The sequence below is a fragment of the Sandaracinobacter neustonicus genome (assembly GCF_006385875.1).
GTDB lineage: Bacteria > Pseudomonadota > Alphaproteobacteria > Sphingomonadales > Sphingomonadaceae > Sandaracinobacteroides > Sandaracinobacteroides neustonicus.
Map to the genome: position 1 here is coordinate 200,923 of NZ_VFSU01000011.1, position 12,269 is coordinate 213,191.

Genomic DNA, 12,269 nt, shown 5'->3' on the forward strand with positions numbered 1-12,269 from the left:
CCCAAAGGCGGGCGCGCGGCGGTCAGCCGCGTCGCGTCAGCGGTTTGGACAGCATTAGCTGTTTAGAGACGTGACCTTGCATGGTGCCGCCGCCTATACCGCAGGCGGGGAGGATTGAAAAGACCCATGAAACTCTATGACATGGTGAAGGCGCCGAACCCGCGCCGCGTGCGCATCTTTCTGGCGGAGAAGGGCGTCGAAGTGCCCCGGCAGGAGGTCGATATCCCGGGCGGCGAGAATCTCTCGCCTGCCTATCTGGCGATCAACCCGCGCGGCCTTGTGCCCACTTTGCTGCTGGAGGACGGCCGCACGCTGGATGAAAGCATGGCGATCTGCCGCTATTTCGACGTGCTGCACCCCGAACCCAATTTGTTCGGCCGCACCGCGTGGGAACAGGCGGAGGTGGAGCAGCTGCAGCGGCAGATGGAGTTCGAAGGCCTGTTCAGCATCGCCGCCGCCTTCCGCAATTCGGCCGAAGCCTATGCGACGCGCGGCGCTGCCGGCACCATGCCCGCCACCCCCAGCATCCCCGGCCTGACGGAGCGCGGGCTGCTGCTGGCCCGCCACTGGCTGGACAGGCTGGAGCAGCGGCTGGAAGGGCGCGAGTTCGTCGCGATCGATCGCTTCACAGTGGCCGACATCACCGCCTATGTCTGTCTCGATTTCGCGAAATGGGTGAATTTGCGCACGGGACCGGAGCATCCGAACATCAATGCCTTCCACGCCCGGATGAAGGCGCGGCCGTCGTCGTCAGCCTGAGGCGCTGTCGGGCGCGGCTGGAGGATCTTCCGGCCGGTTCAGCCAGCGCGCGCCATGTTCTTCTGCCAGCGCCGCGACGGCGGGCGCGTCCGCGATCTGCTCGAAGCGCAGCCTGTCCGCGCCTTCGTCCTTCAGCCGCCAGCTGAGCAGCATGTGCGGCGCGTCGAAGCGCACTTCGCTGGCGTCCGCCTCCATCTCCGCCCCGAACAATTGCGCTTCGGCGATCACGTTGCCGCCCAGCCACACCAGCGCCCGCCGGTTGGTGAGCATGTAATGCGCCCGCGCCCGCGCGCTGGAGCGCAGCCAGACGGGGAGCGCGATGATCATCACCATTCCCGCCACCATGCTCAGGATCAGCGGCAGGGACGGGTTCACCGGCTGCCCCGCGAATTGCGACCCGGCGAGGTGCGGGCGGATCAGTTCCACCGCCGCCCATGTCAGCAGGCTCAGCAGCAGCAGGAACCCGGCAAGTTCCCACAGCTTGCGCGCCAGCATGCGCGGGCGGCCCTGCCACAGGATCGCCTCGCCCTCGCCCGGCGGCGAGGGCTTGCGGTTCAGCCGCGCCGGGGCCAGCGCCCCGGCTTCGCCACCCACAGCTTCACCTGCCGCCATCAGCGCTCCACGGTCAGCGCGATGCCCATGCCGCCGCCGATGCACAGCGTGGCGAGGCCCTTTTTCGCGTCGCGCTTGCCCATTTCGTGCAGCAGCGTCACCAGCACCCGCGCGCCGGAAGCCCCGATGGGGTGGCCGATGGCGATGGCCCCGCCGTTCACGTTCAGCTTGGCGGGATCGATCCCCAGTTCCTGCCCCACGGCCAGCGCCTGCGCGGCGAAAGCTTCATTCGCCTCGATCAGGTCGAGATCGGCGACAGACCAGCCTGCCAGTTCCAGCGCTTTCTTGGAGGAGGGGATCGGCCCCAGCCCCATCACCGCCGGATCGACGCCCACCGACGCCCAGCTTTTCACCTTCGCCAGTACCGGCGCACCCCGGCGCGCAGCTTCCTCGGCCGACATCAGCACCAGCGCCGCTGCGCCATCGTTCAGGCCGGAGGCATTGGCGGCGGTGACGCTGCCGTCTTTCTTGAAGGCGGGCTTCAGCGCGGCCATCGCCTCCACCGTGGCACCGTCGCGGATATATTCATCCGTATCGACGATCACATCGCCCTTGCGGCCCTTCAGTGTGACCGGGACGATTTCATCCTTGAACTTTCCGGCCTTGCGGGCGGCTTCCGCCTTGTTCTGGCTGGCGGTGGCGAATTCATCCTGCGCGGAACGGCTGATCTGATACCGCTCGGCGATGTTTTCGGCGGTGACGCCCATGTGATAGCCGTTGAAGGCGTCCCACAGGCCGTCCTTGATCATGGTATCCACCAGTTCCAGCGCGCCCATCTTCTGCCCGGCGCGCAGCGCCTGCGCGTGGTTGGAGAGCGACATGGATTCCTGTCCGCCGGCCACCATCACCTTGTGATCGCCGTTGCGGATCGCCTGCGCCGCCAGCACCACGGAGCGGAGGCCCGATCCGCACACCTGATTGACACCCCAAGCGGGCACTTCCTGCGGCACGCCCGCCGCCATGGAGGCCTGCCGCGCCGGATTCTGCCCCTGTGCTGCGGTGAGCACCTGCCCCAGAATCACTTCGCCAACATCGGCACCGGTCACGCCCGCGTCTGCCAGCGCGGCTTCAATGGCGGCTTTCCCCAGAATATGCGCGGGCGTGCTGCCAAAGCTGCCGAGGAAACTGCCCACGGCGGTGCGTCGGGCGGCTGCGATCACGACTTCGGTCATGGCTGGTCTCCTGATCTCGCGGATTTATTCTTCGCTGTTGATCTAGCGATGGCGAAGCCAGTTTGAAAGCGGCTCCCACAGGGTTTCGCGCGCGGCGGAGCCGACGACCATGCCGACATGGCCGGAATGAACGTCGCGCCGGTCGACCCCGCTTCGGCGAATCCGGGCGGCCGGGGGAACGATCCGGTCTTTCGTGGCGCCGAAATCGAGGATGGGCGCGCTGATCCGCTCCGGCGAAATGATCTGCCCCGCCACCTTCCAGCGGCCGGTGCCGGTATGATCCGCGCCGAAGCCTTTCAGGAACAGGTCTCGCGCGGCGGGGATGGGCAGCGGCGCGCCGCTGTTCGCCCAATCCTCCACGGCGGCGAACCAGCCGATCTGCGGATCGCCCGGCGGGCGGCGGGAGAGCGCCTCGAACTTCGCCAGAACCGCCTCTTCATCGAGGCTCCAGAACAGCGGGTTCAGCAAGGTGACGGGAACCGCGCCCAGCTGCGCGGACAGCGGGCGGATCGAGGCCCATGTCTCCAGCGCGCCGCGCCGGGCCTGCGCGGAAAAGCCATCGAAATGCCATGGCGCGGCGATCAGCCCCAGCCGCCCCAGCCTTGGCCCCAGCAGTTGTGCCGCCGCAATCGCCAGCGTGCCGCCAAGGCAATAGCCCAGCAGCGAAACCGGCCCCGGCAATTGCGCCAGCAGCTGCATCAGCCGGGCAGACACCAGCCCCGCCAGCCCCAGCCGCCGTTCGCTGCGCCCCATCTGCCCCCAATCCACCAGCAGCACGCGATGCCCTTCATCCGCCAGATAGCGCACCAGCGATTTGTCCGGTGCCAGATCCAGCACGGCAGGCGCGTTGATGAGCGACGGGATCACCAGCAGGGGAGGGGCATCCGCCGGGCCGCCCACTTCCATGATTCGCACGCCGCCCCGGTGCAGCAATTCCGCCATTGCGGGCATCGGCGGCGAAACGGGGGCGGATTGATAGCGATTCAGCCCCTCCAGCACCGCTTTCAGCCGCTCGGGCTGTTCCGCAAGCGAACGGCTGGCGAGCGACAGGAACAGCGGCAGCGGATGCGGCCCGCGTCCGCGTGCGGAACGAGGCTCAGCCATGCTGCGCAGCAGAAAAGCGCACAAGCTGCATTTGCGGCCTCATGTTGCACATGCTAAGTCCCGTTTCATTCATCAGTCTTTCTTCCGGATCGGATCAGATGGCTCAATCTCCCGAAGGCGATACCGCCCCCGTCATCATCAAGAAATACGCCAATCGGCGTCTGTATGACACTGAAAGCTCCAGCTATATCACGCTGGAACATCTTTCCGCGATGACGCGGCAGGGCCGTGAATTCAAGGTGGTGGACGCGAAATCGGGCGACGACATCACGCACAGCGTGCTCACCCAGATCATCGTCGAGGAGGAGAATCGCGGCACGACGCTGCTGCCCGTCAGCTTTTTGCGCCAGCTGATCGCCATGTATGGCGATCAGATGCAATCGATGGTGCCGCATTATCTGGAAGCCTCGATGGAGGCGTTCCGCCGCAACCAGGAACAGGTGCGCAGCACGATGATGGGCATGATGGCGGGGGGCTCCAACCCGTTCGAAGCGCTGGCCCGGCAGAATATGGCGATGATGAAGGCCGCCACGGATATCTGGGGTGCGGCAGGCGTTCCCGGCGTTCCGGGCGCGCCCAAGGCGGAAACCCCGGAAGCCGAACCGGCCGAATCCGAAGCCGATGTGAAGGCGCTCAAGGCCGAACTGAAGGCGCTTCAGGCCAAGATCGAAAAGCTGGTGAAAGACTGAAGCCGCATCCGTGTCCAGCCTGTCTCCGGCGCTTGCCGAACTTCCCGCTGACATCGTCCGCACCGCGCCCGATGATCTCGCCCCGCACCTGACGGACTGGCGCGGCCAGAAGACCGGCAGTGCCGATGCGCTTTTGCTGCCGCGCAGCACGGCCGAGGTGGTCGCCATCGTGGAATGGGCGGGCCGCCATGGCGTGGGGCTGGTGCCGCAGGGCGGCAACACCGGGCTTGTGGGCGGGGGGGTGCCGGAACCGGCCCCGCACGGCCCGGCGGTGATCCTGTCGCTGCGGCGCATGAACGCCATCGAATCGATCGATCCGGCGGGCCTTGTGCTGGTGGCAGGCGCGGGCGCAATTCTGGCCAATGTGCATGAGGCCGCCGAGCAGGCGGGGTGCCGCTTCCCGCTTTCGCTGGGGGCGAAGGGCAGCGCCACCATCGGCGGGCTGGTTTCCACCAATGCAGGCGGCGTGCAGGTGCTGCGCCACGGCACGATGCGGGCGCTGGTGCTGGGGCTGGAAGCGGTGCTGCCGGATGGATCGGTGCTGGATCAGCTGTCCGCGCTGCGGAAAGACAACAGCGGCTATGATCTGAAGCAGCTTCTGATCGGCGCGGAAGGCACGCTGGGCGTCGTCACCCGTGTGGCGCTGCGGCTGTCTCCGGCGCTGGTGGCGCGCAGCACCGGCTGGGTGGGGCTGGACAGCCCCGAGCAGGCGCTGGCGGTGCTGAAACGCCTTCGCGCCGAAGCCGGGGAGACGGTGGAGAGCTTCGAGCTGATCGCGGCTGAAGCGCTGGAGCTTACACTGCACCATATGCCCGCGCTGAAATCGCCGTTGCAGGGCAAGCACCGCTATCATGTGCTGATCGAATTGGGCGGGCCTTCGGACATGCTCGAATCCGTGCTGATGGCGGCCATCGAAGCGGGGGAGGCGGAAGACGCCGCAATCGCCGCGTCGGACGCACAGGCAGAGGCGATGTGGCTGATCCGCGAGACGATTCCGGAAGCCGAGAAGCGCGATGGCGGCTCCATCAAGAATGACATTTCCGTCGCCGTGGCCGATATTCCGGCCTTCCACGCAGAGGCCGTTCAGATGCTGGAAGCTGCCTATCCCGGCACCCGCCCGTTCGTGTTCGGACATCTGGGCGACGGCAATCTGCACTGGAACATCCTGCCGCCGCCCGGCGCGCAGCCGCTGTGGCTGAAGCAGGAGGGCGAACAGGCGCGCCATCTGCTGCACGATCTGATCGCGCAGCATCAGGGCTCCATTTCGGCGGAACATGGCATCGGCACGCTGAAGGCTGCCGAACTGGCCCGGCTGGGCAATCCGGCCAAGCTGGCGGCCATGCGGGCGATCAAATCCGCGCTGGACCCGCAGGGGATCATGAACCCGGCCAAGCTTTTTGCCTGAGGGCAGCGGGATGCGCTTGCTTGCGCAGGGCACCCGCCCACGCTAGAGCCGCCGCCAACAGTTGGCACCGCCCGCGCCAGAGGGGGCAGGGTGCCGTTCCGAAGCCAACCAAGCAGGATTTCCAGATGGCCAGCCAACCCGCCCAGCTTCCGCTTTTCTACAACAACCTGATTCCGCTGACGTCTGACCTGCATGCGGACTGGGGCCTTGGCGAGCGCACCGAACTGTCGTTCGCGCGTGGCACCCATGCCGTTCCGATCACCGTGGACGAGTTCGTGATGTGCCAGCGCAACTATCCGATCGTCTTCTCGGAAGGCACAGACGGCGTGCCGCTGGCGCTGGTGGGCCTGCGCGAAGGCGAGAATCTGTTCGTCGACGCCGAGGGCAACTGGACGCCGGGTGCCTATATCCCGGCCTATATCCGCCGCCACCCCTTCATGCTGGCGCGCCTGACGCCGGACGCCAACGTGCTGAGCCTGGTGTTCGACGACACCACCGGCCTTGTCGGCCCCGAGTTTGAAAGCAAGATGTTCGACGCCGACAAGCAGCCGACCGATGTGACGAAGAACATCCTGCAATTCTGCGAGCAATTCGAACAGGCGATTGCCCGCACCAAGAGCTTCATGGAAGAGCTGAACAAGCTGGGTCTGCTGATGGACGGTCAGGCGCAGATCCAGAATCCGGGGATGGAGCAGCCCGCGACCTTCGCCGGCTTCAAGATGGTGGACGAGCAGAAGCTGCAGAACCTGCGCGGCGATCAGGCCCGCAAGATGGTGCAGAACGGCATGCTCGGCCTTGTGTACGCGCACCTGTTCTCTCTGTCGCAGATGCGCAGCCTGTTCGCGATCGCCAACCCGGGCCTGCCTGCCGCCTGATCGCGGGGGCCGCCGAATTCCGGGCGTCTCAGGGCGGCCGTCAATTGCTTCGAACGTCGTGACCCGACCGCACTTGCCGGTCGGGGCCATGGCGTTTACCATTCACACATATTTCGCAGGTGGGGAGCCTCTTTCGATGAAGCAAATCCGTTCGATGCTGGTGGTCGCGGCCTTCGCCGCGCTTGCGCCCGTCACGCCCCTTCTGGCGCAGGCCGCGCCGCTCTCCGTGCCGGCGGGCGAGTATGTGCTTGAAAAGACGCACGCCAGCCTGACATGGAAGATCAACCACCTCGGCCTGTCATACTACACCGCCCGCTTCACCGGTTTCGATGCGACCATCAACCTTGATCCCAAAGTGGTGACGAATTCGTCGGTGTCTGTCACCATTGATCCGCGCTCGGTGAAAACGGACTTCCCCTTCCCCGAGAAGGAGGATTTCGACAAGGTGATCGCGGAAAAGGTGTTGATGGCGGGCGAGCATCCCACCATCACCTTCCAGTCCACCAGCCTGAAGGCCACCGGCAAGACGACGGGTAAGCTGACGGGCAACCTCACGCTGATGGGCGTGACGAAGCCCGTTACGCTGGACGTCACGCTGAACGGCGCGAAGGAACATCCGATGCGCAAGGTGCCGGTGCTGGGTGTCAGCGCCACGGGCAGCTTCAAACGCTCCGATTTCGGCTCCAACTTCCTGCTGGGGCCGGTGGGCGATGAAATCACCGTGCTGATCGAGCTTGAGTTCCTGAAGAAATGACGGCCGCGCGCAGCAGCTACAGTGCCGCGGCGATCACGCTGCACTGGCTGATCGCGTTGATGATCATCGGCAATTTCGCGGGCGGCCTGCTGATGGACGATCTGCTGAAACCCGATGCCACGGCCGCGCAAAAGCAGCTGGGCTTTGCCATCGTGCAACTGCACAAGAGCTTCGGCCTGACGGTGCTGGTGCTCAGCCTGCTGCGCCTTGCCCTGCGGCTGTTCGCGGGCACGCCGCCGCTGCCCGCGCATATGACGTCTATAGAGCGGCTGCTGGCGAAGCTGACGCATTGGGGCTTCTACGCGGTGATGATCCTGTTGCCGCTGTCCGGCTGGGTGATGGTGTCGGCAAGCCCGCTGGGCTTCCCGACGATGTGGTTCGGCCTGTTCGAATGGCCGCACCTGCCCATCGGCACCAGCAAGGCGATCAGCGGCGGCGCATCGGAAGCACATGAACTGCTGGCATGGTTCGGCGTGGCCCTGTTCGTGCTGCATGTGGGCGGCGCGCTGAAGCATCATTTCCTCGATCGGGATGATGTGCTGGCGCGCATGCTGCCCTATCTGCGCCGGAAGCAGCCCTGATGCGCGCCCTGTTCGCAGCAGTGGTGCTGGCCGCCGCGCCTGCCGCCGCCAGCGATTGGGCGGTGGTGCCCGCGCAATCCAGCCTTGCGTTCGCGCCGACATGGAACGGAAAGGCGGTGGAGGGGAAATTCCCCAAATTCACCGCGCAGATCCGCTTCGATCCCGCGAAGCTGGCCGACGCGCGGGTGGAGGCCGTGATCGATCTGTCCGCCGCCACCACAGCAGACAAGACGGTGAACGGAAGCCTACCCGGCCCCGACTGGTTCGATGTGAAGAAGAACCCCACCGCGCGCTTCGTTTCCACCAGCATCACGCAGGTGAAGCCGGGCCAGTATCTTGCCAAAGGCACGTTGACGCTGCGCGGCGTCGCGGTGCCCGTTTCCCTGCCGTTCACGCTCGCCATCAACGGCAATACGGCCGTGATGACGGGCCAGACGATGCTGGACCGCCGATCATTCAAGATCGGGATGGACAGCGACGCCGATGGAGCCTGGGTCGCCTTCCCGGTTCCGATCAAGGTGCGGATCACAGCAACCCGAAAGCCCTGATTGTTCAATGCCCAGATATGATCACCCGACACCGTTCGAGACGGTGTTCGAGCCGAGTTGGATGCCCGACCTGCTGTTCCGCACCGCCGCGCGCGTGCCGCAGGCACCCGCCATCGATTTCATGGGGCGCGTCACCAGCTATGCCGAACTGGCCTCTCAGGTGCGCCGCACGGCGGCCGGGTTCCGCGCGCGGGGCATCGGGCCGGGCTCCACCGTGGGGCTGTTCCTGCCGAACTGCCCGCATTATGTGATCGCCGCCTATGGCGCATGGACGGCGGGTGCCCGCCTCGCCAATTTCTCGCCGCTGTATACCGCAGACGAACTGCGCGTGCAGGTGGAAGACGCAGAGGCGGACCTGATGGTCACGCTGGACGTGAAAGCGCTGCTGCCCACCATCGAGACGGTGCTGCAGAACAGCCGGCTGAAGGGGCTGGTGATCGGCAATGTGGCCGAAGCGCTGCCCTTCCCGAAATCTTTGCTCTACCGGCTGTTCAAGGGCAGCGAGCGCACGCCGTTCCGGACGGACCTAAGCCACATTCCGTTCGCGGACCTGCTCGCCCACACGGAATATCAACCGCACGGCCAGCCGGTGATGCCTGAGGAAGTGGCGCTGCTGCAATATACCGGTGGCACCACAGGCACACCCAAGGGGGCGATGCTGACGCACGCCAACCTGTCTGTGAACGCGCAGCAGGTGAACGCGATGGACGATCAGCCGGACGCGCCGGATCGCATTCTTGCGGCGCTGCCGTTGTTCCACATCTTCGCCCACACCTGCATCATGAACCGCACCATCCTGAAGGGTGCGCAGATGGTGCTGCTGCCGAAATTCGAAGTGAAGGCTGCGCTGGAAGCGATCCAGCGCGCGAAGATCACCGCGCTGCCGGGCGTGCCGACCATGTATCGCGCGCTGCTCGATCACCCCGATCTTAAGACATATGATCTCTCGTCGATCCGCATCTGCATTTCCGGTGGCGCGCCATGCCCGGAGCCGGTGCAGACCGCGTTCGAGGCGGCGACCGGCGCGAAGCTGATCGAGGGCTATGGCCTGACGGAAAGCTCCGGGGTGGTGTGCGCCAACCCCTATTCCGGCGGCAAGCCCGGCACCATCGGCCAGCCGCTGGCGGGCACGCTGATCCGCCTGCTGGACAAGGATGATCCCTCGAAAATGGCACCGCCCGGCGCGAACGGGGAGTTGGCGTTCCGTGGCCCGCAGATGATGAAGGGCTATTGGAAGCGCGACAATGCGGACGTGTTCGCGGATGGCTATCTGCGCACCGGCGATGTCGCGGAGGTGGACGAGGACGGCTATTACCGCATCGTCGACCGGCTGAAGGACATGATCATCGTCGGCGGCTTCAAGGTGTTCCCCAGCCAGGTAGAGGATGTGCTCTACACCAATGAGGCGATCAGCGAGGCCATCGTGCTGGGCGTGCCGGACGATTATCTGGGCGAGCGCCCCAAGGCCTTCGTGACGCTGAAGGCCGGTTCGGATGCCACCGCCGAGCAGTTGCTGAAATGGCTGAACGGCCATCTGGGCAAGCATGAACGGGTGGTCGCCGTGGAAATCCGCGACAGCCTGCCCAAGACGATGATCGGCAAGCTGAGCCGCAAGGAACTGGAAGCGGAAGAGCGGGCGAAGGCTGCCGCAGCAGCCTGAGAATTCTCAGCCAGTTCATTGTTAATCACTGTTATATCATTGATTTAAATCGATTATTTGGAATCGATTTTGCGTCCCGATTGTTCCAATGTGCCGACAACAACGAGAACAAGCCACATAACAAAAACAAGGCACAAGGGTCGCAAAAAATGAAAATGACGTCTGCACGCGCGGTGATGGTTGGCATGGCGGTGGCGATGGCCACTCCGGCGATGTCCGCAACCTATTTGTTCAACTTCACCGCTCCGGGCTACACGGGTAGCGGGCAGTTCCACACGCTGGATGCTGCGCCCACCACTGTCGTGGGGATCGACGGCCTGCTGAACGGCAACGCGATCACCGGCCTCAGCAGCTATGCCGGCGCCAACCAGACCCTGCTTGCCGCAGCCCCCTATTTCACGCTCGGCGGCATTTCCTTCGACGCCGGCGGCGTGTCGTATAATCTTTATGATTATGGTGGCTCGGGCATCACCAACAGCATCGACAATCCCGGCGGTGGCGTCGTCGCACTCACCCAGCTGAGCACAATCAGCATCACCGAAATGACGGGCGGCGTGCCGGAAGCGGCCACCTGGGCGATGATGATTTTCGGTTTCGGCATGGTCGGCGCATCCGCGCGTCGCCGCCGTAACGTCGTCGCTGCCTGATCCGGGCAATCTGATCTGACTGACCTGATCGGGGCCGGAGCGGCGTTCAGCCGCTCTGGCCCTGACTCTGTCAGCTGGCAGGCCGTTCGCGCTTTGGCTGCTGCTCAAGGAAGCGAATGGCGCTCAGCACATGCGCCTTCACGCCGGTTTTCAGCGCCTTTTCGTTCACCGTGAAGAAGGGGCTGTGGTTCGGCGGTGTTTCGCCTGCCGCTACACCATCGGGGCTGATGCCAAGGAAATAATAGACCCCGCCCACCTTGTTCATGAACAGGCTGACGTCTTCCGAAACCGTCACCGGTGGTGCATCGGGGTGGATCTGGTCAACGCTGCCGGTCGCCTCGGCCAGCGGCCCGCTAAGCCAAGTGGCGAGCGCGGGTTCGTTGTAGGTCAGCGCACCGGCGCTGCTGATGTCCACGGTCGCCTCGGTGCCGTAGACGGCGGCGATTCCCTTCACCATTTTCTCCAGCTGCTCTTTCAACTGGTCGCGCCGGGCGAGGTCGAAGCTGCGCATGGTGCCGAAAATCTCGGCCTTGTCGGGGATGATGTTGTGCCGCAGCCCGGCGTTGATGGCTGACATCGTCAGGATGGTGGGTGTCTGTGTCGGATCGATGGTTCGCGTCACCAGCCGGTTCACCTCGTGCACGGTTGTTGCCACCTGCCCGATCAGATCGGTGCCGCGCCACGGCACCGCGCCATGCGTTTGCACGCCCTTCAGGGTGATGTGCACGGTGTCTGCCTCGGCCATCATCGCGCCCGGCCGCCATGACAGCGAGCCCGCCACGCCCGGCCACACATGCAGGCCGAAAATCGCCTGCGGCTTGGGAGCGTTGAAAACGCCCTCTTTCAGCATCAGTGAGGCACCGCCCGCTTCTCCGGCCGGGGGGCCTTCCTCGGCGGGCTGGAACACCAGCACCACGGTGCCCGGAATATCCGCCTTCAGCTTCGCCAGAACTTCCGCCGCGCCCATCAGCATGGCGACATGCGCGTCATGCCCGCAGGCATGGGCCACCGGCACGGTCGCGCCATTGTAGGTGCCGGTCGCCTGCGAAGCGAAGGGCAGGCCGGTCGCTTCCTTCACCGGCAGGGCATCCATATCCGCCCTGAGCGCCACCACGCCGCCGGGCTTGCCGCCCTTCAGGATGCCGACGACGCCCGTCACGCCTACCTTCTCGCGCACCTCATACCCCAGCGCGCGCAGATGCTTGGCCACCAGCGCGGCGGTGCGCACCTCGCGGTTGCCCAGTTCGGGGTGCTGGTGGATATCCCGTCGCCAGTCGATCACCTTCGCTTCCACCGCATCGGCCTGCGTGTTGACGGCGGAAACGGGCACTGCGGCCGAAGCGGGCGCGGCGAGAAGCAGTGCGGCGAGAGTCAGTTGGCGCAATCGAAGGCTCCTGTCTGTGGGGCGGCAACGCTAGGGCGGCGGGGGCAAGCGCGTCAATCGGCTTGACCGGCCAACCGCC

Annotated in this window: 13 protein-coding genes; 9 read left to right on the top strand and 4 right to left on the bottom strand. The window is 65.3% G+C overall.

The annotated features are described in order from the left end of the window. Positions 1-126: 126 nt before the first annotated feature. The gene (locus FJQ54_RS02505; protein ID WP_140926797.1) at positions 127-759 is read left to right on the top strand and encodes a glutathione S-transferase family protein; all 633 of its coding nucleotides are present in this window, start codon (positions 127-129) and stop codon (positions 757-759) included. Here the strand turns inward: FJQ54_RS02505 and FJQ54_RS02510 are convergent. From FJQ54_RS02510 to FJQ54_RS02520, 3 genes are read right to left on the bottom strand one after another with little or no spacing between them, the layout of a single operon-like run. Beyond that, on the bottom strand, positions 751-1,371 hold the full coding sequence (locus FJQ54_RS02510) for a hypothetical protein (RefSeq protein ID WP_140926799.1): 621 nt from the start codon (positions 1,369-1,371) through the stop codon (positions 751-753). The genes FJQ54_RS02505 and FJQ54_RS02510 overlap by 9 nt on opposite strands. Next, on the bottom strand, positions 1,371-2,543 hold the full coding sequence (locus FJQ54_RS02515; RefSeq protein WP_140926801.1) for an acetyl-CoA C-acetyltransferase: 1,173 nt from the start codon (positions 2,541-2,543) through the stop codon (positions 1,371-1,373). Before FJQ54_RS02515 ends, FJQ54_RS02510 begins: the two co-directional genes overlap by 1 nt. A 42-nt stretch (positions 2,544-2,585) precedes the next feature. Continuing rightward, entirely contained in the window at positions 2,586-3,647 is a 1,062-nt protein-coding gene (locus FJQ54_RS02520; RefSeq protein ID WP_140926803.1) for an alpha/beta fold hydrolase, read from the bottom strand. A 98-nt stretch (positions 3,648-3,745) separates the two neighbouring features. Between FJQ54_RS02520 and phaR the strand changes: the two genes are divergently transcribed. From phaR to FJQ54_RS02560, 8 genes are all read left to right on the top strand, one after another. Beyond that, positions 3,746-4,336 (top strand): polyhydroxyalkanoate synthesis repressor PhaR, encoded by a 591-nt coding sequence (gene phaR / locus FJQ54_RS02525; protein ID WP_140926805.1) that lies wholly within the window; start codon positions 3,746-3,748, stop codon positions 4,334-4,336. A 10-nt stretch (positions 4,337-4,346) separates the two neighbouring features. After that, positions 4,347-5,741 (top strand): FAD-binding oxidoreductase, encoded by a 1,395-nt coding sequence (locus FJQ54_RS02530; RefSeq protein WP_140926807.1) that lies wholly within the window; start codon positions 4,347-4,349, stop codon positions 5,739-5,741. 125 nt (positions 5,742-5,866) lie between these two features. After that, positions 5,867-6,616: a SapC family protein gene (locus FJQ54_RS02535; protein ID WP_140926809.1), complete on the top strand. Its 750-nt coding sequence runs from the start codon at positions 5,867-5,869 to the stop codon at positions 6,614-6,616. A 136-nt stretch (positions 6,617-6,752) separates the two neighbouring features. Then, on the top strand, positions 6,753-7,370 hold the full coding sequence (locus FJQ54_RS02540) for a YceI family protein (protein WP_207790340.1): 618 nt from the start codon (positions 6,753-6,755) through the stop codon (positions 7,368-7,370). Beyond that, positions 7,367-7,951, top strand: a complete 585-nt coding sequence (locus FJQ54_RS02545; protein ID WP_140926811.1) for a cytochrome b — start codon at positions 7,367-7,369, stop codon at positions 7,949-7,951. The genes FJQ54_RS02540 and FJQ54_RS02545 overlap by 4 nt, the downstream gene beginning before the upstream one ends. Further along, complete coding sequence (locus FJQ54_RS02550) at positions 7,951-8,499, top strand: YceI family protein (RefSeq protein ID WP_140926813.1); 549 nt, start codon at positions 7,951-7,953, stop codon at positions 8,497-8,499. Before FJQ54_RS02545 ends, FJQ54_RS02550 begins: the two co-directional genes overlap by 1 nt. 7 nt (positions 8,500-8,506) lie before the next feature. Continuing rightward, positions 8,507-10,159, top strand: coding sequence for a long-chain-fatty-acid--CoA ligase (locus FJQ54_RS02555; RefSeq protein WP_235890288.1), 1,653 nt, complete (start codon positions 8,507-8,509; stop codon positions 10,157-10,159). 149 nt (positions 10,160-10,308) lie between these two features. Then, the gene (locus FJQ54_RS02560) at positions 10,309-10,806 is read left to right on the top strand and encodes a PEPxxWA-CTERM sorting domain-containing protein (RefSeq protein ID WP_140926815.1); all 498 of its coding nucleotides are present in this window, start codon (positions 10,309-10,311) and stop codon (positions 10,804-10,806) included. 70 nt (positions 10,807-10,876) lie between these two features. Here the strand turns inward: FJQ54_RS02560 and FJQ54_RS02565 are convergent, their stop codons facing one another. Then, positions 10,877-12,190, bottom strand: coding sequence for an amidohydrolase (locus tag FJQ54_RS02565; RefSeq protein WP_140926817.1), 1,314 nt, complete (start codon positions 12,188-12,190; stop codon positions 10,877-10,879). Positions 12,191-12,269 lie beyond the last annotated feature (79 nt).

Excerpts from the sequence above, each read along its gene's own strand:
- FJQ54_RS02505 (WP_140926797.1), top strand. The coding sequence starts at position 127 with ATGAAACTCTATGACATGGTGAAGGCGCCGAACCCGCGCCGCGTGCGC.
- FJQ54_RS02510 (WP_140926799.1), bottom strand. The coding sequence starts at position 1,371 with ATGGCGGCAGGTGAAGCTGTGGGTGGCGAAGCCGGGGCGCTGGCCCCG.
- FJQ54_RS02515 (WP_140926801.1), bottom strand. The coding sequence starts at position 2,543 with ATGACCGAAGTCGTGATCGCAGCCGCCCGACGCACCGCCGTGGGCAGT.
- FJQ54_RS02520 (WP_140926803.1), bottom strand. The coding sequence starts at position 3,647 with ATGGCTGAGCCTCGTTCCGCACGCGGACGCGGGCCGCATCCGCTGCCG.
- phaR (WP_140926805.1), top strand. The coding sequence starts at position 3,746 with ATGGCTCAATCTCCCGAAGGCGATACCGCCCCCGTCATCATCAAGAAA.
- FJQ54_RS02535 (WP_140926809.1), top strand. The coding sequence starts at position 5,867 with ATGGCCAGCCAACCCGCCCAGCTTCCGCTTTTCTACAACAACCTGATT.
- FJQ54_RS02540 (WP_207790340.1), top strand. The coding sequence starts at position 6,753 with ATGAAGCAAATCCGTTCGATGCTGGTGGTCGCGGCCTTCGCCGCGCTT.
- FJQ54_RS02545 (WP_140926811.1), top strand. The coding sequence starts at position 7,367 with ATGACGGCCGCGCGCAGCAGCTACAGTGCCGCGGCGATCACGCTGCAC.
- FJQ54_RS02550 (WP_140926813.1), top strand. The coding sequence starts at position 7,951 with ATGCGCGCCCTGTTCGCAGCAGTGGTGCTGGCCGCCGCGCCTGCCGCC.
- FJQ54_RS02555 (WP_235890288.1), top strand. The coding sequence starts at position 8,507 with ATGCCCAGATATGATCACCCGACACCGTTCGAGACGGTGTTCGAGCCG.
- FJQ54_RS02560 (WP_140926815.1), top strand. The coding sequence starts at position 10,309 with ATGAAAATGACGTCTGCACGCGCGGTGATGGTTGGCATGGCGGTGGCG.